A 20,711-nucleotide genomic window follows, 5' to 3' on the forward strand; every position below is an offset into this window, starting at 1 on the left:
TTTCCCGATACCCTTTTATTTCTATCCTATTTCATCCGCTCAGCCTTGATCCGCTCAAGTTCTGTGAATACATAGTCGTTCACTACTTTGATGTAAGTGCCCTTCATGCCCGAAGACCGGGATTCTATGACGCCTGCGCTTTCAAACTTGCGCAGCGCGTTGACGATAACAGACCGTGTGATCCCGACTCTGTCCGCGATCTTGCTCGCCACAAGAATGCCCTCCGTGCCGTCCAGCTCTTCAAAAATATGAATGATAGCCTCCAGCTCCGAATAAGAGAGCGTGCTTATGGCAGACTGCACGATATGCTCCTTGCGCGTCTCTTCCGCACTCTCTTCATTGACGGACCTGAGCATCTCAAGCCCTACGACCGTAGTCCCGTATTCACTCAGAATAATATCGTCGATCTCATACATCTCATCATTTTTGTAAATAAACAAGGTGCCAAGTCTCTCACCCGCAATATCGATAGGCGTGATGATCGCCTGATAACCTCTCACCGCATCTTCGGAAAACCCGAGCGTCTGAAGGTTCACGTTCTCTTTTGTAGAAAGTATGCTCAGCAGGCGTTCGTTGAGCATCTCATCGATATGCTTCCCGACTTCCTGTTCGATCAGTTCTTTGATGACAGGCACTCCGTCCGCTCTGCTCCCGCCGAGTATCTTTCCTTTTTTACTCACCACCAGCACGTTAGATTCTAATATCTCTGTGAGCACCTCACATATATCATTAAAGACAACTTTGCTGGAATTATTATTATGAAGTAATTTATTGATTTTTCTGGTTTTATCTAACAATTGTACACTCATTCACATTCCTCCATCCTTTGAATGCTATATTATCATACAATTCATTTTTTTTCAATCAATTCCCTAATTATTTTTTATTATTTTCCTTATTTTCTACATAACCGCATTTTTCACTGCCACAGAGCAGTTTATTTCCTTTTTCTACCATATAACTTCCGCAGCGCGGACACTTCTTTGTGGACGGTTTCTGCCATGACATGAACTCGCAGTCCGGATTGTCTTCGCAGCCGTAATATTTTCTTCCTTTTTTCGTCTTGCGGATGACTACATCCTTACCGCACACCGGACAGGGAACGCCTATTTTTTCAAGGTAAGGCTTTGTATTTCTGCAGTCCGGGAAGCCCGGGCAGGCAAGAAAACGCCCGTGAGGTCCATATTTTATGACCATATTCCGGCCGCACAGGTCGCAGATGACATCCGTCACTTCATCCTCGATCTTGACTTTCTCAAGTTCTTCCTCTGCAAGCTTCACCGCAGCTTCCAGATCCGGATAAAAATTCTCTATTATCGTCTTCCACTTAACTTTGCCCTCTGCCACTCCGTCCAGCAGGCTCTCCATGTTGGCCGTAAAATTGACGTCTACGATACTCGGGAATGACTGCTTCATCATATTGTTTACCACTTCGCCCAGCTCCGTGATATACAGGTTCTTATTTTCTTTTGCCACATAGCGCCTTGCTATGATCGTGGAGATGGTCGGCGCATACGTACTCGGACGGCCGATCCCAAGTTCCTCCAGCGTCTTAACGAGACCGGCTTCTGTGTAATGTGCCGGCGGCTGTGTAAAATGCTGCTTTGTATCAAAGCTTTCTCTCGTGAGCTTTGAGTTCATATCCAGTCCTTTGAGCAGCACATTTCCTGTCTCTTTCTCTTCATCCGCCTCTGTGTAGACTGATCGGAATCCTTCAAACACCACCTTTGATGCAGCCACCGTAAAGCGGTAATCTCCGGCGGCTATCTTCACTGAGGTCGTCTCATACTTCGCCGGCTGCATTCTGCTGGCTACAAACCGTTTCCACACAAGCTGGTAGAGGCGGAACTGGTCTCTTGTGAGAGATTCTTTCATAGCCGCAGGCGTCCTCGTCACATCGGAAGGACGTATCGCCTCATGGGCGTCCTGGATCTTCTTGTCGTCCTTTCCCTTTGTGTCATTCGCCGCTACATATTCTGTTCCGTAATGTTCTCCGATATACGCTCTTGCACTGGCATCGGCTTCCTCCGATATTCTCGTGGAATCAGTACGCAGATATGTGATGAGTCCGACCGTACCGTTGCCTTTGATATCAATTCCCTCATAGAGCTGCTGCGCGATCCTCATTGTCTTCTGAGTCGCAAAATTCAGTGCTTTGGATGCCTCCTGCTGGAGTGTACTCGTTGTAAACGGCACCGGCGCTTTCTTCACACGCCCGCTCTTTTTGATGTCCTCCACAGAATAGTCTGCCTCTTCCACCTCGGAAAGAATTTTGTCCAGTTCTTCTTTGGAGCCGATCGTCATCTTCTTGCTCTTCGTCCCGTAAAACTTGGCGGTCAGAAGCTTCTTTTCCCCGTCCACCTTCAGGTTCGCATCAAGCGACCAGTATTCCTCCGGGATAAAGGCGTTGATCTCCTCTTCTCTGTCGGCAATGATACGAAGCGCCACCGACTGCACACGCCCGGCACTTAACCCTCGTTTTACTTTTGCCCACAGAAGTGGACTTATCTTATACCCTACGACACGGTCCAGCACGCGCCGGGCCTGCTGCGCGTCCACCAGATCCATGTCGATCTCCCTGGCGTTTTTGAGGGAAGCTTTCACTGCACTTTTCGTAATCTCATTAAAACTTATCCGGTATACTTTTTTATTCTCCAGCTTCAGCGCCTGCTTAAGATGCCAGGAGATGGCCTCTCCTTCGCGGTCAGGGTCAGTTGCCAGATAAATCTTATCTGCCTTTTTAACCTCCTTGCGCAAATTGGCCAGAATCTCTCCTTTTCCCCGGATAGTGATGTATTTGGGTTCATAGTCGTTCTCAGGGTCCACGCCGAGCTGACTCTTCGGCAGATCCCGCACATGACCGTTGGATGCGGTCACCGCGTAATTGCTCCCCAAAAATTTTTTAATTGTCTTCACCTTGGCAGGTGACTCCACGATTACAAGATTACGTGCCATATAATTGCTTCCTCCATTAATAACTAGCCGTCAGTTTTATTTTCATCCGTTAATTCTCACATAATAATTTTTAGATATTTCTCTGATATATCCCTGCAGCTCCAATGTCACCAGACGTTCCAGAAGCTCCCCGGCAGGAAGCCCGGTCTCCTTCACAAGCTGGCTCACACTCTTCGGACATAAACCGAGACAACTATACACCATATTTTCGGGACTTTCAAGCATTTTTTCATTTTTGTCAGATTTTTGACCCGGACTGCAGACGTGTATTCCCATATCCGCAAGCAGTTCATCCGGGGTAGACAGAATGCCCGCGCCCTGTCTGATCAGATGGTTGCATCCGCGGCTCAACGGGCTTGTCACCGGTCCCGGGAGCGCGTAGATATCCTTCCCCTGCTCCAGTGCGAAGTCTGCCGTTATGAGGGAGCCGCTCCTCTCCCGCGCCTCCATGACGAGCACGGTGTCCGCCAGAGCGCTGATGATCCTGTTCCGCGCCGGAAAATAAGCGCGAAGCGGCGGAGTTCCCGGGGGATATTCCGACAGAATGCCTCCATGCTTCTGGATATCCATATACAGCCCGATATGTTCCCGCGGATAGCACACGTCCACGCCGCATCCAAGTACCGCGTACGTCATGCCGCCCGCGTTCAGCGCCGCTCTCTGTCCCGCGCCGTCCACCCCAAGAGCCATGCCGCTGATGAGCTCCACGCCCGCCTCTGCCAGCCTTGCGGCAAACGCTCCCGTCTGCGCTTCCCCGTAAGCGCTGCACCTTCTCGCGCCTACAACTGCTGCCGCCGGTCTCCGGCAGTCCGGAAGCCGGCCTTTTACAAAGAGGGCATAGGGCGGATCCGCTGTGACCCTGAGCCGTTCCGGGTATTCTTCCTGGAAGTACGGCACAATTTGAATGTTTTTTTCACATAATTTTTCATAATTCTTTCTCACATCCCACGACCTGCGGGAGCTTATGACAGCTTCCGCCTCGCCGGCATCGAGATATTCTGTAAAATGAAGCCTCGTTTCTTCTATATAATATATCTGACTTGCATCCGTATATTCGGAACGGAGCATAATTTTTTTCCGGGCAGGCACATGTCTGATACATGCAAGCCAGTATTCATACGCCAGTTCCATACGCTCACCTCCCCCAGTATTTCTTATTCATCATCCGGTAACCGATCGCTTCCTTAAGGTGCGCGGTGCCGATCTGCCCCGCTCCCTCAAGGTCCGCGATCGTTCTGGCCACACGGATCGTCTTATGGCAGGTTCTGGCTGTGAGACCGAGCGTTTCAAACGCCTGCTCCATGACCCTCTCCCCTTCGCTGTCCAGGCGGCAGTGACGCTTCAGCTCTTTTACGGGCAATGCGGCGTTCACTGTTGTTTCCAGTCCTTTGTATCTCTCTTTCTGCCGTTCCCTCGCTTTACTTACACGTTCCCGTATCACCTCCGAGCACTCTCCGTCCTTTTCTTCGTTCAGGCTTTCATATTCTACCCTGGGAACCTCCACACAGATGTCCATTCTGTCCAGAAACGGCTGGCTGATCTTCGCGAGATACTGCTGTATCTGTCCCGGCGTGCAGCTGCACCGCTCAAGGTCCGGATAATTGCCGCACGGACACGGGTTCAGGGCGGCTGCCAGTATAAAGTCGGCGGGAAATACATAGCTTCCGTGCTTTCTTGTGATCCGTATCTTTTTTTCTTCCAGCGGCTGTCGGAGCACTTCCAGCACCGGCTTCTGGAATTCCGTCAACTCGTCCAGAAACAGCACGCCTCCGTGAGCCAGGCTGATCTCCCCCGGGGACGGTATGATACCGCCGCCGATGAGGGCGCTTCTCGTAACTGTGTGATGTACGCTCCGAAAGGGACGCCTAGCTGCAAGAGGATGTTCCTTGTCCAAAAGCCCCATAATGCTGTATACTTTTGTGATTTCCAGGCTCTCATCCAATGTGACCGGCGGGAGTATCGTCGGTAGTCTTCTGGCGATCATGGACTTTCCGCTTCCGGGAGGTCCGACGAGCAATATGTTGTGACCGCCTGCCACTGCGACTTCCACCGCCCGCTTCACCGCCTCCTGACCGCGTATATCGCTGTAGTCAGGGGTCTGGGAGTTCACGGCGGGAAGAGGCCCCCGCGATATGTGGTGTCTCTCAGGCTCAATGCTTTGCGTACCGCACAGATAGTCACATACTTCCCGCAGCCATGCTGCGCCTATGATCTTTATGCCTTCCACGAGCGCGCCTTCCGCCGCGTTGGCTTTCGGAAGGATACACGTATGGCAGCCGGCCTTTTTTGCCTCCATCACAATGGGAAGGATCCCGGCCACCTCCCGCAGCCGGCCGTCTAGGCTGAGCTCGCCGATGATGAGCGTATGTGCGAGGCCATTCTCCGGCACAAGGCCAAGAGACGCGAGTATCGCCGCGGCGATGGGCAGGTCAAACGCCGCTCCTTTCTTTTTCACCGATGCGGGCGACAGATTGATCACCGTCTTCTTTGGCGGGAGTTCGATCCCTGAATTGCGCACGGCGGTGCGCACCCGCTCTGACGCTTCCTTTACTTCCGATGAGAGATAACCTACCATGTGGAACATGGGAAGGCCGTTGCTTATGTCTGCTTCCACATGGACAAATTCCACCGTAAGCCCTTCGATGGCCGCAGACAGTACCGTACTGAAACTCATTCGCATTCCTCTTTTCTTTTTGTAAATGTTTTGCTGGGTTGGCGGCCGATGCTGGCCGGATCTGACTTTTCGGGGCAGAACGCCCCGTAAAATGTAGATTTATCATAACGAATATGACAGATGATGTCAATAGAACGGTAAAAAGTGCAATAGAAAAGCCGCGCGGGCATTAAAAATACTCGCGCAGCTTTTCTATTGCACTTTTCTCGATCCTTGACACATAAGAACGAGAGATGCCTAAGCGTCTGGCTATCTCCCGCTGTGTATACTCTTCTTCATTATACAGGCCATATCTCATCTTCAGTACAAGACGCTCCCTCTGTGAGAGCTCTCCTTCCACCTTCTCATAAAGAAGCCGGATATCATCCTTCAGTGCAACTTTTCTGTGGGCATCGTCCTCGTCCGTCTCGATGATATCGAACAGCTGGATCTCATTTCCTTCCCGGTCTGTTCCGATCGGTTCATAGAGGGACACTTCTTTGGATGACTTCTTTTTAGAACGGAGGTACATCAATATCTCATTTTCGATACATCGGGCCGCATAAGTTCCGAGGCGGACACATTTATCGGGGTTGAAGGTCACCACGGCCTTTATAAGTCCGATCGTGCCGATAGAGAGCAGGTCTTCGTTGTCTTCTTCCAGCGACTGGTACTTCTTAACGATATGGGCAACGAGGCGCAGGTTCCGTTCTATGAGAACATGTTTTGCTTCAAGGTCTCCCTCCGTATATTTTTGCATGTAATATCTTTCTTCCGAGGCAGTGAGGGGTTGGGGAAAAGATTTCAAGGAAAGCACCTCTTGGCGTATTTGATATAGTCTATGTGGCGGCAAATGCTTTTGTGCTTTTCCATATAAAATTTTCCTATACAAAGTGAAGGGAAGACGCTATATTAGAAAGAAGAGAGGTATGTCATGAAAAAAACTTTTGGAAATATTATATTTTTCAGCCTGGTCATAACGTTGGCCGCGCAGCTCAATATCAACCTGTTTATCACAGACTTCAAGCTGTCTGTCGCCGTCATATGTTTCCCGGCTTTTTTATTTATCGCTCAGTCTTTTCCGGTCCTGCCGGTGACTGTGCTCGGGGCGGCCGGGGTGTTTGCCTCCCGTCTGCTGCTCGTCTGGTTTCAGAGCGGCCGTCTGGCCGGGGCCGTCCGCTCCTATTTTCCTGAGGTGATCTTCTATCTCTGCTACGGACTGGCCTTTTACCTTTATACCCGCCGGTCTGGCGGACGCCTTCCGGGCAGAAACAAAGCGCTCCTTCCGCTGTTTCTCATCGACTACGGCGCCAATCTTGTGGAGCTGCTGTTCCGCATCCGCCTCGGCGCTTTTACGCCGAAGGCACAGGCGAGCATACTCCTTGCAGCGGCGGTCCGCACAGCCGTTGTATGGTGTGTCCTGACTGTGTTTGCACATTACAAGCTCCTTCTTCTGAAGCAGGAGCATGAAGAGCGTTATAAACGCCTCGTCCTGCTCATCTCGAAGCTGAACGGCGAGGTTGTCTGGATGAAAAAGAATACCGCCCTCATCGAGGATACGATGAGCACTTCCTACCGTCTCTATGAAAAACTAAAGAGCGCGGACGAGAACGGCGCACTCTCAAAAGCCGCCCTGAAGGTGGCAAAAGACATCCACGAAGTAAAGAAAGAATATCTGCTCATCATGCGCGGCATATCTGAGGCGCTCAACGAAGAACTAGAAGGCGGCGGCATGTATGTCGATGAACTTCTGAACCTTCTGAAAGACACATTAACGCTGTCAGCAGAGGAGCAGGAAAAAACACTTATAATAGAGACCGACTGCCGCGACCGCATCTACACAAACCAGCATTACGCCCTTATGTCCATCTTCCGCAACCTGCTGACGAACGCGCTGGAGGCTGCTATAAAAGATGAAGTACATATATATGTCGGAGAAAAAAGTGAAAAGGACACTTTTATATTCACAGTCACGGACGACGGACCCGGTATCCCCGAAGAGGATCAGACAGAAATATTTAAGACCGGATTTTCCACAAAAATAAACTTCTCAACCGGAGAGGTGAACCGGGGCCTTGGGCTCAGCCTTGTCCGGGACCTGGCAGAGGACCAGTTCGGCGGGACGCTGACTCTTTCCTCTGTTCCCGGCAATACAACATTTACCCTTAGAATTCCAGCAGAAAAAATGAAGGTGGTTATATAAATGAAATTTTATCTCATCGACGATGACCGTAACATATTAAATATATTAAAGCTGATCATCACGAACCGGAAGCTCGGAACTGTGTGCGGCACATCCTTAAGCGGTTCGGATGCCCTGGAGGACGTACAGACGCTCGCCCCGGATATTATCATCGTAGACTTGCTTATGACCGACATGGACGGCATCTCCTTTGTCCGCAAAGCAGGCAGTCTGCTGCCGCGGACCGCCTTTATCATGCTGTCACAGGTGTCCTCCAAAGATATGATCGCCTCCGCCTATGAGGCAGGAGTCGAATATTATATACAGAAGCCGGTGAACAGCGTGGAGGTGGAAAATGTCATCTCGAAGGTGAGCCGTCAGCTTTCCATGCAGCGGACGATCCGGAAAATGCAGCATATCTTTATGGACGAGATGCCGGCCGCTTCCCCGGAACCGGAACGCGAAGCCCCTGCCGCCATCGCCTCGAGAACCGTGCTGACAAATATACTCCAGAGGCTTGGCATAAGCGGGGATACCGGCAGCAGGGATATCATCACAGCGGTGGAATACCTGCTGGAACACGACGGTCAGATCAATGACATGACGCTCAGCGAACTGTGCGGCAGGTTCAGCGACTCCCCAAAGTCCATGGAACAGCGTATCCGCCGGACCGCCAACACAGGGATGGTGAACCTTGCGCATCTCGGCATCGAGGATTATGGAAATGAGATCTTCACAGAGTATTCCAACACACTTTATAACTTTGAGCAGGTGCGCAGAGAGATGGACTATATCCGTGGAAAAAGCGACCGGCACGGCAACGTCAAGATCAAAAACTTTCTGAATGCGCTTGTCGTTTACAGCCAGAACCGACAGTAAATTTCTATAGGCAGAATTAACAGTATCATTATAGTCTTTTTGTGAATTATCACAAAATTCATAGTGGTACTGTTTTTTTTATGTCAATTTTGATACCTTCTGTAACTTTTTGAAACCCGGCCTGTATATTGAGTTCATCAATAAAAGAACGGAATTATCAATAAATTCATTCTTAAGGATTGAGAGGTAAAAAGTATGTTTACAATCGTATCGGGAATCGGATTATTACTTGTCACGCTGGCCGGATTTTCACTCTTCAGCCTGAAAATGCCTAAAGGACAGCTTGCCATGTCCGGCATGGCCAACGCGGCCATCGCCACATTTCTCATAGAAGCCGTACACAAATATATCACCGGAGATCTGCTCGGCATAGCGTTTTTCCACAGTCTCGGAGAGACTGCCGGAGGTCTGGGCGGAGTCGCAGCCGCCGCCATGGTGCCGATCTGCATGGGCGCCAATCCGGTGCTGGCGATCGTCGCCGGCGTGGCCGTCGGCGGATACGGAATTCTTCCCGGCTTTATCGCCGGTTACATCGTCGGGCTTCTCGCCCCTGTCATAGAAGAAAAACTGCCCGAAGGGCTGAATATCATCGGCGGAGCGCTGCTCATCGCGCCTCTGGCCCGCATCATCGTCATCACAGTCAACCCTGCCGTCAATGCAACGCTTGCGGCCATCGGCGGCACCATATCCGCCGCCACAGAGCAGTCCCCTGTTGTCATGGGCTTTCTGCTCGGCGGCATCATAAAGATGATCTGCACCTCACCGCTTAGCTCCATGGCGCTGACCGCCATGCTCGGCCTTGACGGGCTGGCGATGGGCATTGCAGCCATCGCATGCGTGGGAGGTTCCTTCACAAACGGACTCATCTTCTCCCGTCTGAAGCTCGGAGACAGGAGCAATGTCATGGCCGTTATGCTCGAGCCGCTCACACAGGCAGATATCATTACATCCAACCCGCTTCCTATCTACTGCTCTAATTTCTTCGGCGGAGGTTTCGCCGGGATCTCAGCAGCAGTGTTCCATATTGTGAATAATGCACCAGGGACAGCATCCCCGATTCCGGGACTTTTAGCGCCGTTCGCATTCAACCCTGCGTCACATGTCATCGGCGCCCTCCTCTTCGCCATATTAGGCGGATGTGTGGCAGGCATCGCCGGCAGCAGGGTATTTCGTCAGAAAATAAAAGTCCCCGCTGTTCCTGCAAATGACGAAAGGGGTCAGACCCCTGTCGCCACAGGGGTCTGACCCCTTTCAAAATTCGGATAATATTCTGACAATTAAGAAGACCGCTGAGTTGCGGTCTTCTTCCATTATACCTATTTGGTTCTCTACAGCATTTCTATAAATGCCGCGATCCTCGTATTGAGCTGCCCGATGTCGGCCTGGGAATAATCTGTCTCCACACTGATATAAGGAATGTTCTTCTTTTCGTTCACGAATCTTCTTATGCCGAGTGTCTCTACGTTGTATGTATGACAGGCCTGCAGCACCATCTCCACCACGCCGTCGACTTTATATTCATCAATGAGCCTTCCAAGCAGCTCCAGGCGGTTCGGGTTGGGCGTCATGACGGAGCAGCCGATATTCAGATATCTTCTGGCCAGCGCGTCGTATATATCGGGGTTGTCCTCGTCCACAAGCTTATCGATAGATTTCGCGCCGGTACAGTTCTCGTATGTCACGACGATCCCTCCGTTGTCTTCTATCGCCCTGATCACTTTTTCGGACGCCCCGCCTATCGGACATCCTGTCACGAGAATGCGCGGTTTTTTCTCTTCCATCCTGCCCTGGGCATATTCTCTTTTGATCTTATCAACCAGCGCGTCTACCTCGTCCGGGATCGCCGCGCGGTCAAATTTGAACGTACTGCCGTAGAGGACTTTGAACAAGTCCTGGCCTTTTATAGGCGCCGGGTCATTTCGCATGACTTCATAGAGCTTTTTCAGTGAGCGTCGCCCCGCATTGTTCACTTTCACCGCTTCCCTGATCATCTCTTCGGTGATTTCCACGTCAAATTTCTGCTCCAGATATTCCCTGAACCGGATGATCTCGCTTTTCCAAAGCTTCAGCGCCTCTTCCCCCTGTGTGTTCGGCAGTTCCATGAGAAATACATCCTTGAACTCTTTCATGTATTCATACATCTTTTTCTTGCCGTCGCACGTCGTCTCCCCGACAACTACGTCGGAAAAGTAAAAGAACGGGCATTTGTCAGTCTTCGCAAATCCATAGCTGGACTTGATGAGCGGACATAAGTTTTTCGGCAGATCTTTTTCTGCCTCCGGTATCGTCTCATCTGATGTGGAGCACAGTCCCACAGTCGCCGCTCCCATGGCCATGGCGATCTCCTGCGGAAAATACGTACAGTAAGCGCCTACGATTGGCACTCCTTTATCCTTCAGCTCCTTCACGCCGAGAAAAGAATTTTTGCGCTGTTCGGCAAATTCCTCAAATACTTCCGGCAGTTCTTTAATCACTTCCATTTTGTTCCTCCTGTGTGTTCTCTGATTTTTCACCAGCATATAAATGCATTCTACAATCATCCTATCACTGCCCGCCCGATGCCGCCAATAAAAAAGACAAATAAAACGGCCGTCTTATAGGCGTTTCCTATAAGACGGCCCCATATCGCTTACTCTTGTACGTCAGGCTCTGCTCTTCGCAAAATGTCATACAGCTCTGCCCTGCATCCCAAGTCTACATACAGCACCTGCTTCGGGTGGGGAGCGCTGTCCTGCTCATTTCCCTCTTCATCTGCCAGTCTTCTGACGACAGCTTCCACATTATCCCCATTCGGTTTCATGATCTCGACCGTCTCTCCCACAGAAAATTTATTCCGCTGTTCGATCCGGTACATTCCGTCCTGCTCACCGCTTATGATGCCGAGATACGTATATTCCTTCACATACGTATTGCTGTCATATATCTGGCTTTCATCGGCCGGCTTGCCGAAATAGAACCCGGTCGTGAACTGCCGGTAAGTGCAGTTGGATATCTGGTCGAGATACCACGGCATATTTTTCCTGTACAGTTCGGGACTCCTGGCATAATCGTCGAGCGCCCTGCGGTACGTCCGCGCCACCGTCGCCACATACAGCGCGGTTTTCATCCGGCCCTCGATCTTGAGACTGTCGATACCGGCGTCGATCAGTTCCGGGATATGTCCGATCATACACAGATCCTTGGAATTGAAAATGTAAGTGCCCCTCTCATTTTCATAGACGGGCATATACTCTCCCGGCCGTGTCTCCTCAACGATAGAATACTTCCATCTGCACGGGTGCGTGCAGGCTCCCCTGTTGGCGTCCCGCCCTGTAAAATAATTGCTCAGAAGACAGCGTCCGGAGTAAGAGATGCACATTGCCCCGTGCACGAAGCTCTCGATCTCCATCCCGTCCGGGATCTTCTCCCTTATCTCCTTTATCTCCGCAAGAGAAAGCTCTCTGGCCGACACGACACGCTTTGCCCCCTGCTTCCACCAGAAGAGATAGGTGCCGTAATTCGTGTTGTTCGCCTGCGTGCTGATATGCCGCTCGATCTCAGGACAAATCTCCCCCGCGATCTCGAACACCGCCGGGTCTGCGATAATTAGCGCATCCGGGCCGATCTCTTTCAATTCCTTAAAATATTCCCGCACACCGGGCAGGTCGTCGTTATGGGCAAGTATGTTCGCCGTCACATACACTTTGACACCGCGCTCATGCGCAAACCGGATCCCTTCTCTCATGTCGTCCATAGAAAAATTCTTTGCCTTGGCTCTGAGCCCAAAAGCCTCTCCTCCGATATACACCGCGTCCGCCCCAAATATTACCGCTGTCTTTAACACTTCCAGGCTGCTTGCCGGGATCAACAATTCAGGATGTCTGGCCATCTTTTTTCTCTCCTCGTTTTATGCTGAGCGCCACACCGTCCCCGAGCGGGAGAATCGATGTGAGCAGATCTTCTCTGTGTTTTAATTCATACAAATATTCTCTCATACGGCTGTGGATCGTACGGTTGCGCCGCTCTACCGCAAACCGTGACTCAATGATATCACCGTCCTGAAGCACATTATCGGACATGAGAACGCCTCCGTCCGCAAGCAGCCGGAGAACCTCGGGCATGTAATGGATATACTGTCCCTTTGCGGCGTCCATAAAGATAAAATCATACGGACCGGGAAGCCCCCTCATCACTTCCAGGGCATCCCCTTCTATGAGCGTGATCCGGCTGTCCCTGCCTGCGCGGCTGAAATTATGCCGCGCGATCGGAATCCTCTTCTTATAATTTTCGATCGTCGTGATATGACAGTCCTCCGGCGTATATTCACTCATGAGCAGCGCCGAAAACCCGACCGCCGTCCCTACCTCAAGAATACTGGACGGCCTGTGCATGGCAAGGACCGTCTTCAGAAAGCTCTGCGTCTCCTTCCGGATCACCGGCACAAACGTGTCGGCCGCCTCCTGTTCGATCTCCTCCAATAGCGGTGTCTCCGGAGTCTCCAGACTGCGTATATAAGTAACCATTCGTTCGTCAACTATCATTTCATCATACCTCCTGCTCCTTACGGGGACACCATAAAGTTCAATTTGGGACGTAGTCTTTTTAAAAAGATCACGTCCCAAAGTACATGCTATACGTCCATTATGATCGGAAGAATCATTGGTCTTCTCTTTGTCTTCTTCCAGATATATTCATTCATTGTGTCCCGGATCACGAGCTTTATCTTACTCCAGTCTGCGTTCTTCTGATGGGTCAGGCAGTCCTCCACAGCGTTTGACACTACGTTTCTCGCCTCATCCATGAGCTTTTCGGACTCGCGTACGTACACGAAGCCGCGTGATACGATGTCCGGTCCGGCCAGCAGCTGATTGCTGCCTTTTTCCAGCGACAGCACTACGATGAGGATACCGTCCTCCGCCAGATGCTGTCTGTCGCGCAGAACGATGTTTCCTACATCTCCTACACCGAGACCGTCCACGAGAATTTCTCCCGTGTGGACTTTATCCGCCACTTTTGCCTCTTTGCTGTTCAATTCCAGCACCTCGCCGGACTGCAGGATAAAGATATTCTCCTTCGGTATGCCGAGTGTCTGGGCGATCCCTGCGTTCGCTTTCAGATGACGGTATTCGCCGTGCACCGGAATCGCGTATTTCGGTTTAACGAGTGAATATATAAGCTTTAACTCTTCTTGGCAGGCATGTCCCGATACGTGGGCATCCTGGAAGATGACGTTGGCGCCTTTCGCCGACAGTTCATTGATAACCTTGGAGACGGACTTTTCATTTCCCGGTATCGGGTTTGAACTGAATATGACCGTATCGCCCGGCATGATCGTTACCTTCTTGTGAACGTCCGCCGCCATCCTGGACAGCGCCGCCATGGACTCTCCCTGGCTTCCTGTCGTGATGAGGACCGTCTTTTCCGGAGGATAATTCCTCAGCTGGTCGATCTCTATGAGCGCATTGTCAGGCACATTGAGATAGCCAAGTTCCCGGGCAACGGCAATGATATTTACCATGCTGCGCCCTTCCACCACAACTTTTCGGTCATACTTGCACGCAGAGTTGATGATCTGCTGCACACGGTCCACATTGGACGCAAATGTGGCAATAATGATCCTCGTATTCTGATGTTCCGCAAATATATGGTCAAACGTATGCCCTACCGTGCGCTCGGACTGGGTAAAGCCCGGACGCTCTGCGTTCGTGCTGTCCGACATGAGCGCCAGCACACCTTTTTTGCCGATTTCCGCAAACCGCTGCAGGTCGATGGCATCGCCGAACACCGGCGTGTAATCCACCTTGAAGTCACCCGTGTGCACAACGATGCCGGCCGGTGAATATATGGCCAGTGCCGCCGCGTCCTGGATACTGTGGTTTGTCTTTATAAACTCTATCCTGAACTGTCCGAGATTAATGGACTGTCCGTGCTTTACTACTTTTCTTCTCGTGCTCCTGAGCAGATTGTGCTCCGTAAACTTCTTCTCTATGATGCCCATCGTGAGCTTTGTCGCATATATCGGCAGATTCATCTCTTTCAATACGTAGGACAGCGCCCCGATATGGTCCTCGTGACCATGCGTGATCACAAATCCTTTTACTTTTTGAATATTGTCTTTCAGATAGGTGACATCCGGGATGACGAGATCGATTCCGAGCATGTCATCCTCCGGGAATGCCAGACCGCAGTCCACGACAATAATACTGTCTTCATACTCAAAGGCAGTAATGTTCATTCCAATTTTCTCCAGTCCTCCGAGTGGAATGATACGCAGTTTTCCATTGTTTTCTTTTTTCAAATTTACACCTCCACGTGCTTTTCCGTACTATTTTGCCTCTCCAGGCATTCTTTGCATTGTCCGTAGAACTTTAATTCGTGGTCTAACACGTGGAACCCCGTTGCCTCCTCGATATGACTCTCCAGTTCTTCCAGGAGGTCGTCCTTAAAAGGCAGTACCTTTCCACAAGTCTTGCATATCAGGTGATGATGGTGATGTTTGGCTTCCCCGAGGAAAAGCTCGCCGATCTCATAACGCGCACATCCATCATCCAGATTGATACGATCCACTAATTGCATTTCCAGCAACAACTGCACTGTCCGGTAAATAGTCGCCAGTCCTATATCAGGATAGTCTTCTTTTACCAGTTCGTAAATGTCTTCCGCAGTCATGTGTTTATCACGATGATCTGCGAGCACTTCTAATACAAGCAACCTTTGATTGGTTACCTTAAGACCCTTTTCTTTCAGTAATTCTTTAAATTTTTCTTGACTGATCGACATAGTATGCTACCTTTCAATAACAACATCTTCCAGCAGTTCTTCAAACACTTTTGATACAGCGCCAATCTCTACATCATCTTCCACGATCTCATAGATGCTGTCTGAGCTTTCATCCGTTGTCGTATCCTTTAAAATGAGACATTCTGCGTCATCTTCTTCAGAATCTGTCACGAGAATGTATGATACCCCATTGACTTTTGTCTGTTCGAGCACGAAAAATTCTGCTTCTTCCTGCATTTCTTCAGACATGAATTTGATTTTCTCCATAAAAACACCTCACACAGATCATTCCTGTCCCACATATATGGAATCCAGATATCCCTGCAATATAAAAACAGCCGCAATCTTATCGATATATTTTTTGCGGTCCTCACGTCTTACCTTATTTTCAATTAAAGTCCGTTCCGCTTCCACTGTAGTCAGACGCTCATCCCACATCACGACCTCAAGGCCGGTCCGTCTTTTAAGCATCTCACCAAACTCCAATGATTGTTCCGCCCGATCACCAATATCATTATTCATATGCTTCGGAAGGCCGAGCACAATACGCTCCACCTCGTACTCACGGATAAGTTCTTCTATCCTGGCACAGGTTTGGCGCAGCTTGTTCTCCTCCTTGCGAAATATCGTCTCGATTCCCTGGGCAGTCAGCCCCAGCGGATCACTGACAGCTACACCGACCGTCTTTTCGCCGTAATCCAGTCCCATAATTCTCATAGACATTATACCCAGCCGTTATGCTCGATATACGTCTTAAGCATCTCTTCTACCAGCTCGTCCCGTTCCATCTTCATAATCAGGCTTCTCGCGCCGTTATGGCTCGTAATATATGTCGGGTCTCCTGACATAATATATCCAACGATCTGATTGACCGGATTATAACCTTTTTCACTCAATGCTTTGTACACAATCTCAAGAATATCTTTTGCTTGAATCTGTGGACCGCTTTCTACCTGAAAAAATTGGGTGTTGCTTAAATCCTTCATATACTCACGTCCTCCAAAATTACTTCTATTTCATTCTAAACCATAGCACCCGAAAATTCAATGTATTATTTGCAAAGGACTCTCAATTTCTACATTTATGACCTTATTTGTGAGATTTTCCGACCCTTTTCGTCCAATTTTGACATATTCCTTCGTGTGGCCTGTCTCATAAAGTTCTCCGCCGCGCATGACCGTCTCCTCCATCAACACTTCCACCGTCGTCCCGATGAGTTTCTCCTCATAGGCCGCCTGCTTCCTGCGGCTGAGCTCCAGCAGCACACTGCTGCGCGCCGTCTTTACTTCGTCCGGCACCTGGTCCTCCATCCCGGCAGCCTTCGTTCCCTCCCGTTTTGAATACTTGAACACATGCGTCTCGTAAAAGTCCACCCGGTCGATAAACGCTCTGGACTCCTCAAACTCTGCGTCTGTCTCCCCCGGAAATCCTACGATCACATCTGTTGTCAGCGCCGGATCGCGGAAGTATCTCCGAAGCAGCTCACATTTTTCAAAATATTCTTCCGCCGTATAACGGCGGTTCATCCGCTTCAGTGTGGCATTGCAGCCGCTCTGCAGCGACAGGTGGAAGTGGGGGCAGATCTTCGGTAATCCGGCAAGCGCCTGCGCAAACTCTTCTGTGACGATCCTCGGTTCCAGAGAGCCAAGCCGGATACGCTCAATGCCGTCTGTCCCGTGGACCGCTTCGATCAGACGGAGCAGGTCATCGCCTGTATCCACTCCATAAGAACTGAGATGGATCCCCGTGAGCACGACCTCTTTATATCCGCCTTCTGCCAGCCTTCTTACCTCTGCCAGCACGCTCTCCCGTTTTCTGCTTCTGACACGGCCTCTTGCGTACGGAATGATACAGTAAGAACAGAACTGGTTACACCCGTCCTGGACTTTGATATATGCCCGCGTGTGTTCTGCGGTGCGGCTTACGTTCAGCTCCTCATACTCATCGGTATGATCGATGTCCAAAAGGCCTTCTCCTGTCTCCCACCTTCCGTCCTCATATTCCTCAAGAATCCGGATCAGATCTTTCTTGCGGTTATTTCCTATCACGATATCGATGCAGTCGTCCGCATCCTCTCCCCGGGCCTGCACGTAGCAGCCTGCGGCGACAATAACAGCAGACGGATTCATCTTTCTCGCCCGGTGGAGCATCTGTCTCGACTTCCGGTCCGCCATATTTGTCACCGTACAAGTATTGATAATATATACATCCGCTCCTTCTTCAAACGGAACGATCTCGTATCCGTGCTGCGCAAGAAGTTCCTGCATCGCCTCTGTCTCATAGGCGTTGACTTTGCATCCAAGATTATGCAGCGCTACTTTCTTCATACTCTTTCTCCTACTTCTGTGCTGTCCCGGGCCGTCATAAGACGCACATGCCGTCCGCACGTCCGGGGTATACAAATTGTTGTAACTTTTAACGAATTTTCTCTGATTTCTTTGGCAGTTTGTTCCTTGACTTTTAAACCTTGTACTCTTAAGATATTTATAGAACATGAAAAGAAAGCCAAGGAGGGTTTAGTCCAATGAAAACAGTTCAGATCTCTTTAAATTCCATCGACAAAGTTAAGTCTTTTGTAAATGAAATCACTAAATTTGATTATGATTTTGATTTAGTATCCGGAAGGTATGTCATCGACGCGAAGTCCATCATGGGAATCTTCAGTCTCGATCTGTCAAAACCGATCGACCTGAACATCCACGCGGACAATGATGTGGATACTGTTTTAGATATCCTGAAACCATATATCGTAGACTAAATGATAAAACATAACATCAATGTGCCTGCACCGCCGGATATGAGCGGGCAGGCTTTTTTCATGCACAAATCTATTTGATCTCTATGATCTCCACGGTCTCAAGCGCCTTGTCTACAAGCTCGTCTATCTTTTCCGACAGCTTTTCTTCCGAGCGGCGGATCACTTCCACATTCGGCTTTGTCACCGGATGCTTCGCCACAAATATGGTGCAGCAGTCTTCAAACGGCTGAATGGATGTCTCGAACGTGCCGATCTTTTCCGCGATGTCCACGATCTCCTGCTTGTCGAATCCAATGACCGGCCGGTAGACCGGAAGCGTACATACATCGTTGGTGGCCGCAAGACTCTGCATCGTCTGGCTCGCCACCTGTCCGATGCTCTCCCCGGTGATCAGGCCGAGACAGCCGTCTTTTTTCGCAAAATGCTCCGCAATGCGCATCATGTACCGTCTCATGATTATCGTCAGTTCGTCGTGGGGGCACTGGTCATAAATATAGAGCTGTATATCCGTAAAGTTCACAACATGAAGCTTCACCGGTCCAGAGTACCTCGATACGAGCCTGGCCAGATCCACTACCTTCTGCTTCGCCCGCTCGCTCGTGTACGGAGGCGCATGAAAATAAGTGGCCTCGATCCCGACTCCGCGCTTTGCGATCATATATCCGGCCACCGGACTGTCAATACCGCCGGACAGAAGCAGCATCGCCTTCCCGTTCGTGCCTACCGGCATCCCTCCCGGCCCCGGTATGATCTTGGAGTACACATAGATACAATCTCTCACTTCAATGTGGAGCATCACATCCGGCTGATGCACATCTACGCGGATATCAGGGAACGCCTCCAAAATGGCCTCCCCGATATCACAGTTGATCTCCATGGACGTCCTCGGATACGTCTTTCTGGCACGTCTAGCCTCCACCTTGAACGTCATCTTTTTGTCAGGATACAGCTCGTCCATGTACGCCACCACATCCTTTTTCAGTTCGTCAAACCCCTTGTCCTCCATACGGACGACCGGGCAGATCCCCACGATCCCAAATACCCGCTTCAGATGCTCCACCGTCTCCTCAAAATCATAGTCCCCTTCGCAGTCCACGTAGATCCTCGCCTGAGACTTATAGACCTGAAATTCACCGTCCACGTCACGCAGGGCAAATCTCACCTGCCGCACAAGGGCATCCTCAAATAAATACCGGTTTTTTCCCTTAATTCCAATTTCTCCGTATTTTAACAAAAATGTATGAAATCTCATCCTATTTTCTGAATCCTCTCTGAATTTCGAAAGGGGTCAGACCCCTGTGGCCACAGGGGTCTGACCCCTTTCATATTTTACGTTATTGTCTGACATATTTCCTTAACATTGGTACTACATTATATAGTGTATCCAGCGTATAGTCAATCTCTTCTTCTGTTGTGAACTCGGACATGCTGAACCTGAGTGTGGCGTCCAGATATTCCTGTTCTGCGCCGATTCCTTTGAGCACCCCGCTGATTCCCGGATGGTTGGAGGAACATGCGGAACCGGAGGAGACGTATATGCCTTTTTCCTCCAACGCGTGCAGCAGCACCTCGCTTCGGACTCCGGAAAAGCCGACGCTGATGATGTGGGGGGCTGAAGTCTCGTCGTACAGGCCGTGGATGGTCGTGTTTTCGATCTTCCGGACGCCTTCGATGAAGTGCGCCTTTAGATACCGCATCGCTGCCACTTTCTCTTCCAGATTTGTGTAGATCGTCTCCGCGGCAAGGCCCAGGCCTGCGATCCCGGGCACGTTCTCTGTCCCGGAGCGGACATTCTTCTGCTGTTCTCCGCCGTACATGACAGGTTTTATCTTCACCTGTTCCCCGATGTAGAGGGCGCCGGTCCCTTTCGGTCCGTGTATCTTGTGCCCGCTGATGGAACACATATCCACTTTCATACGCTTCGGGTAAATGCGGTACTTACCGAAGCCCTGTACTGCGTCCACATGGAAAAGTATGTTGCGGTTATACGCCTTGACGATGCTCGCCGCCTCGTCAATAGGCTGTACGGAGCCGACTTCGTTATTTACATACATGACCGACACGAGAATCGTATCACTGCACAAAGCGGCCTTCAAAGCGTCCAGTCTGATCCTTCCATACTTGTCTACCGGCAGAAATGTCACCCGGAATCCTTCTTCTTCCTCAAGATAACGCATCGTATTGATGATGGCCGGATGTTCGATGGACGAGGTGATCAGATGCTTCCCCGCACGCTTATTTGCCCTGGCGGCGCCTATGAGAGCCAGATTATCGCTCTCTGTCCCGCCGGAGGTGAAAAAGATCTCCTTTTCCTGAACTTTCCACAGCTTTGCCAGCCTTTCTTTGGCCTGCTTTATATACTTTTCTGCCTCCACGCCTTTCGTGTGCATGGAGGAAGGATTGCCGTAATCTTCGCACATAACTTTGCGCACGAGATCCCCCACACTTTCATAGGCTCTTGTAGTTGCAGAATTGTCCAAATATATTTCTTTCATAATTCCACTTCCTGCATTTTATTCTCAATA

General features: G+C 50.3%; 20 protein-coding genes. 4 read left to right on the forward strand and 16 right to left on the reverse strand.

Features of this window, described 5'->3' with window-relative positions; genetic code table 11:
- Positions 1-26 precede the first annotated feature (26 nt).
- The 5 genes from codY to sigK all read right to left on the reverse strand — a co-directional run bounded on the left by codY (position 27) and on the right by sigK (position 6,368).
- Positions 27-809: a GTP-sensing pleiotropic transcriptional regulator CodY gene (codY, locus tag LAJLEIBI_RS11020; protein WP_006442125.1), complete on the reverse strand. Its 783-nt coding sequence runs from the start codon at positions 807-809 to the stop codon at positions 27-29.
- A 67-nt stretch (positions 810-876) separates the two neighbouring features.
- Positions 877-2,955 carry a type I DNA topoisomerase gene (gene topA, locus LAJLEIBI_RS11025; RefSeq protein ID WP_006442126.1) on the reverse strand — a complete coding sequence of 693 codons (2,079 nt, stop codon included), beginning with the start codon at positions 2,953-2,955 and terminating at the stop codon, positions 877-879.
- A 42-nt stretch (positions 2,956-2,997) separates the two neighbouring features.
- Positions 2,998-4,086 carry a DNA-processing protein DprA gene (dprA, locus tag LAJLEIBI_RS11030; RefSeq protein ID WP_006442127.1) on the reverse strand — a complete coding sequence of 363 codons (1,089 nt, stop codon included), beginning with the start codon at positions 4,084-4,086 and terminating at the stop codon, positions 2,998-3,000.
- A 4-nt stretch (positions 4,087-4,090) separates the two neighbouring features.
- Complete coding sequence (locus LAJLEIBI_RS11035; protein ID WP_006442128.1) at positions 4,091-5,629, reverse strand: YifB family Mg chelatase-like AAA ATPase; 1,539 nt, start codon at positions 5,627-5,629, stop codon at positions 4,091-4,093.
- A 169-nt stretch (positions 5,630-5,798) separates the two neighbouring features.
- Positions 5,799-6,368: an RNA polymerase sporulation sigma factor SigK gene (sigK, locus tag LAJLEIBI_RS11040; protein ID WP_006442129.1), complete on the reverse strand. Its 570-nt coding sequence runs from the start codon at positions 6,366-6,368 to the stop codon at positions 5,799-5,801.
- 174 nt (positions 6,369-6,542) lie between these two features.
- On the opposite strand from sigK, the gene LAJLEIBI_RS11045 reads away from it, so the two are divergent.
- From LAJLEIBI_RS11045 to LAJLEIBI_RS11055, 3 genes are all read left to right on the forward strand, one after another.
- Positions 6,543-7,811 carry an ATP-binding protein gene (locus tag LAJLEIBI_RS11045; RefSeq protein ID WP_006442130.1) on the forward strand — a complete coding sequence of 423 codons (1,269 nt, stop codon included), beginning with the start codon at positions 6,543-6,545 and terminating at the stop codon, positions 7,809-7,811.
- On the forward strand, positions 7,812-8,669 hold the full coding sequence (locus LAJLEIBI_RS11050; protein ID WP_006442131.1) for a response regulator: 858 nt from the start codon (positions 7,812-7,814) through the stop codon (positions 8,667-8,669).
- A gap of 195 nt (positions 8,670-8,864) precedes the next feature.
- A complete protein-coding gene (locus LAJLEIBI_RS11055; RefSeq protein WP_006442132.1) occupies positions 8,865-9,914 on the forward strand; it encodes a PTS sugar transporter subunit IIC in 1,050 nt (349 codons plus the stop codon).
- Between the two features lie 83 nt (positions 9,915-9,997).
- Here LAJLEIBI_RS11055 and LAJLEIBI_RS11060 read toward each other — a convergent pair whose 3' ends face one another.
- From LAJLEIBI_RS11060 to mtaB, 9 genes are all read right to left on the reverse strand, one after another.
- A complete protein-coding gene (locus tag LAJLEIBI_RS11060; RefSeq protein ID WP_040434728.1) occupies positions 9,998-11,149 on the reverse strand; it encodes a double-cubane-cluster-containing anaerobic reductase in 1,152 nt (383 codons plus the stop codon).
- Positions 11,150-11,298: 149 nt separating this feature from the next.
- Positions 11,299-12,537, reverse strand: coding sequence for a peptidase U32 family protein (locus LAJLEIBI_RS11065; RefSeq protein ID WP_006442134.1), 1,239 nt, complete (start codon positions 12,535-12,537; stop codon positions 11,299-11,301).
- The gene (locus LAJLEIBI_RS11070) at positions 12,521-13,189 is read right to left on the reverse strand and encodes an O-methyltransferase (protein ID WP_006442135.1); all 669 of its coding nucleotides are present in this window, start codon (positions 13,187-13,189) and stop codon (positions 12,521-12,523) included. The genes LAJLEIBI_RS11065 and LAJLEIBI_RS11070 overlap by 17 nt, the downstream gene beginning before the upstream one ends.
- 89 nt (positions 13,190-13,278) lie before the next feature.
- Positions 13,279-14,946, reverse strand: a complete 1,668-nt coding sequence (locus tag LAJLEIBI_RS11075) for a ribonuclease J (RefSeq protein ID WP_006442136.1) — start codon at positions 14,944-14,946, stop codon at positions 13,279-13,281.
- A 2-nt stretch (positions 14,947-14,948) separates the two neighbouring features.
- Complete coding sequence (locus LAJLEIBI_RS11080) at positions 14,949-15,428, reverse strand: Fur family transcriptional regulator (RefSeq protein WP_006442137.1); 480 nt, start codon at positions 15,426-15,428, stop codon at positions 14,949-14,951.
- Positions 15,429-15,434: 6 nt separating this feature from the next.
- The gene (locus LAJLEIBI_RS11085; protein WP_006442138.1) at positions 15,435-15,695 is read right to left on the reverse strand and encodes a DUF1292 domain-containing protein; all 261 of its coding nucleotides are present in this window, start codon (positions 15,693-15,695) and stop codon (positions 15,435-15,437) included.
- An 18-nt stretch (positions 15,696-15,713) separates the two neighbouring features.
- The gene (gene ruvX / locus LAJLEIBI_RS11090) at positions 15,714-16,145 is read right to left on the reverse strand and encodes a Holliday junction resolvase RuvX (RefSeq protein ID WP_040435362.1); all 432 of its coding nucleotides are present in this window, start codon (positions 16,143-16,145) and stop codon (positions 15,714-15,716) included.
- A gap of 5 nt (positions 16,146-16,150) precedes the next feature.
- On the reverse strand, positions 16,151-16,414 hold the full coding sequence (locus LAJLEIBI_RS11095) for an IreB family regulatory phosphoprotein (RefSeq protein WP_006442140.1): 264 nt from the start codon (positions 16,412-16,414) through the stop codon (positions 16,151-16,153).
- A 57-nt stretch (positions 16,415-16,471) separates the two neighbouring features.
- On the reverse strand, positions 16,472-17,755 hold the full coding sequence (mtaB, locus tag LAJLEIBI_RS11100) for a tRNA (N(6)-L-threonylcarbamoyladenosine(37)-C(2))-methylthiotransferase MtaB (protein ID WP_006442141.1): 1,284 nt from the start codon (positions 17,753-17,755) through the stop codon (positions 16,472-16,474).
- 197 nt (positions 17,756-17,952) lie between these two features.
- Between mtaB and LAJLEIBI_RS11105 the strand changes: the two genes are divergently transcribed.
- Positions 17,953-18,186 (forward strand): HPr family phosphocarrier protein, encoded by a 234-nt coding sequence (locus LAJLEIBI_RS11105; RefSeq protein WP_006442143.1) that lies wholly within the window; start codon positions 17,953-17,955, stop codon positions 18,184-18,186.
- Between the two features lie 70 nt (positions 18,187-18,256).
- Here the strand turns inward: LAJLEIBI_RS11105 and thiI are convergent, their stop codons facing one another.
- Both thiI and LAJLEIBI_RS11115 read right to left on the reverse strand, forming a co-directional pair.
- On the reverse strand, positions 18,257-19,438 hold the full coding sequence (thiI, locus tag LAJLEIBI_RS11110) for a tRNA uracil 4-sulfurtransferase ThiI (protein WP_006442144.1): 1,182 nt from the start codon (positions 19,436-19,438) through the stop codon (positions 18,257-18,259).
- 82 nt (positions 19,439-19,520) lie between these two features.
- Positions 19,521-20,681, reverse strand: coding sequence for a cysteine desulfurase family protein (locus LAJLEIBI_RS11115; RefSeq protein ID WP_006442145.1), 1,161 nt, complete (start codon positions 20,679-20,681; stop codon positions 19,521-19,523).
- Positions 20,682-20,711 lie beyond the last annotated feature (30 nt).

This window comes from [Clostridium] hylemonae DSM 15053, assembly GCF_008281175.1.
In the GTDB taxonomy this organism is placed as follows: domain Bacteria; phylum Bacillota; class Clostridia; order Lachnospirales; family Lachnospiraceae; genus Extibacter; species Extibacter hylemonae.

Bases quoted from the DNA above. Each gene is read 5' to 3' on its own strand.
- LAJLEIBI_RS11115 (WP_006442145.1), bottom strand. From the start codon at position 20,681: ATGAAAGAAATATATTTGGACAATTCTGCAACTACAAGAGCCTATGAA.
- LAJLEIBI_RS11050 (WP_006442131.1), top strand. From the start codon at position 7,812: ATGAAATTTTATCTCATCGACGATGACCGTAACATATTAAATATATTA.
- thiI (WP_006442144.1), bottom strand. From the start codon at position 19,438: ATGAGATTTCATACATTTTTGTTAAAATACGGAGAAATTGGAATTAAG.
- LAJLEIBI_RS11070 (WP_006442135.1), bottom strand. From the start codon at position 13,189: ATGATAGTTGACGAACGAATGGTTACTTATATACGCAGTCTGGAGACT.
- mtaB (WP_006442141.1), bottom strand. From the start codon at position 17,755: ATGAAGAAAGTAGCGCTGCATAATCTTGGATGCAAAGTCAACGCCTAT.
- sigK (WP_006442129.1), bottom strand. From the start codon at position 6,368: ATGCAAAAATATACGGAGGGAGACCTTGAAGCAAAACATGTTCTCATA.
- LAJLEIBI_RS11105 (WP_006442143.1), top strand. From the start codon at position 17,953: ATGAAAACAGTTCAGATCTCTTTAAATTCCATCGACAAAGTTAAGTCT.
- LAJLEIBI_RS11055 (WP_006442132.1), top strand. From the start codon at position 8,865: ATGTTTACAATCGTATCGGGAATCGGATTATTACTTGTCACGCTGGCC.
- LAJLEIBI_RS11035 (WP_006442128.1), bottom strand. From the start codon at position 5,629: ATGAGTTTCAGTACGGTACTGTCTGCGGCCATCGAAGGGCTTACGGTG.
- LAJLEIBI_RS11045 (WP_006442130.1), top strand. From the start codon at position 6,543: ATGAAAAAAACTTTTGGAAATATTATATTTTTCAGCCTGGTCATAACG.
- LAJLEIBI_RS11065 (WP_006442134.1), bottom strand. From the start codon at position 12,537: ATGGCCAGACATCCTGAATTGTTGATCCCGGCAAGCAGCCTGGAAGTG.
- LAJLEIBI_RS11085 (WP_006442138.1), bottom strand. From the start codon at position 15,695: ATGGAGAAAATCAAATTCATGTCTGAAGAAATGCAGGAAGAAGCAGAA.
- dprA (WP_006442127.1), bottom strand. From the start codon at position 4,086: ATGGAACTGGCGTATGAATACTGGCTTGCATGTATCAGACATGTGCCT.
- LAJLEIBI_RS11060 (WP_040434728.1), bottom strand. From the start codon at position 11,149: ATGGAAGTGATTAAAGAACTGCCGGAAGTATTTGAGGAATTTGCCGAA.
- LAJLEIBI_RS11095 (WP_006442140.1), bottom strand. From the start codon at position 16,414: ATGAAGGATTTAAGCAACACCCAATTTTTTCAGGTAGAAAGCGGTCCA.
- ruvX (WP_040435362.1), bottom strand. From the start codon at position 16,145: ATGAGAATTATGGGACTGGATTACGGCGAAAAGACGGTCGGTGTAGCT.
- codY (WP_006442125.1), bottom strand. From the start codon at position 809: ATGAGTGTACAATTGTTAGATAAAACCAGAAAAATCAATAAATTACTT.
- LAJLEIBI_RS11080 (WP_006442137.1), bottom strand. From the start codon at position 15,428: ATGTCGATCAGTCAAGAAAAATTTAAAGAATTACTGAAAGAAAAGGGT.
- topA (WP_006442126.1), bottom strand. From the start codon at position 2,955: ATGGCACGTAATCTTGTAATCGTGGAGTCACCTGCCAAGGTGAAGACA.